This is a genomic window from Mycobacterium sp. 1423905.2, from assembly GCF_001673155.1.
In the GTDB taxonomy this organism is placed as follows: Bacteria; Actinomycetota; Actinomycetes; order Mycobacteriales; family Mycobacteriaceae; genus Mycobacterium.
In genome coordinates this window covers 1-1081 of the sequence record NZ_LZLE01000170.1, presented here as the reverse complement: position 1 = coordinate 1081, position 1081 = coordinate 1, and the positions used below count along the sequence as shown (strand labels likewise).

Here is a 1081-nt window from a genome sequence, read left to right as displayed (position 1 = left end):
TGTTCGACATGGTGGTGGCCGGCCGCAAAGTCGACGGTGACGTGGCGATCATGATGGTCGAAGCCGAGGCCACCGAGCACGTCATCGACCTGGTCGACGGCGGCGCGCAGGCGCCGACCGAAGGTGTGGTTGCCGAGGGTCTGGAGGCGGCCAAGCCGTTCATCGCCGCGCTGTGCACCGCGCAGGAGGAGCTGGCCGAGGCGGCCGCGAAGCCGACCGGTGAGTTCCCGGTGTTCCCGGACTACGGCGACGACGTCTACTACTCGGTGGCCTCGGTGGCGACCGACGAGCTGGCCGCCGCGCTGACCATCGGCGGCAAAGCCGAACGGGACCAGCGCACCAACGAGATCAAGGGCGAGGTCCTCGAGCGGCTCGCCGACACCTACGAAGGCCGCGAGAAGGAAGTCAGCGCGGCCTTCCGCTCGCTGACCAAGAAGCTGGTACGCCAGCGCATTCTCACGGACCACTTCCGTATCGACGGCCGCGGCATCACCGACATTCGTGCGTTGTCGGCTGAGGTGGCCGTCGTGCCGCGGGCACACGGCAGCGCGCTGTTCGAGCGCGGCGAAACCCAGATCCTGGGCATCACCACGCTGGACATGATGAAGATGGCTCAACAGATCGACTCGCTCGGTCCGGAGACAACCAAGCGCTACATGCACCACTACAACTTCCCGCCGTATTCGACCGGTGAGACCGGCCGGGTCGGGTCGCCCAAGCGTCGCGAGATCGGCCACGGCGCGCTGGCCGAGCGGGCGCTGATGCCGGTGTTGCCCAGCGTCGAGGAGTTCCCGTACGCCATCCGCCAGGTGTCGGAGGCGTTGGGCTCGAACGGGTCGACGTCCATGGGCTCGGTGTGTGCCTCCACGCTGGCACTGCTGAACGCCGGGGTGCCGCTGAAGGCGCCGGTGGCCGGCATCGCGATGGGTCTGGTGTCCGACGACGTGGAGACCGAAGGCGGGGGGACCGAGCGCCGCTTCGTCACCCTGACCGACATCCTCGGGGCCGAGGACGCGTTCGGCGACATGGACTTCAAGTGCGCCGGCACCAAAGACTTCGTCACCGCCCTGCAGCTGGACAC

At 68.1% G+C, this 1081-nt stretch carries 1 pseudogene; it reads left to right on the top strand.

Features of this window, described 5'->3' with window-relative positions:
* Positions 1-1081: pseudogene (locus A9W95_RS10155) on the top strand (polyribonucleotide nucleotidyltransferase); the annotation flags it as partial.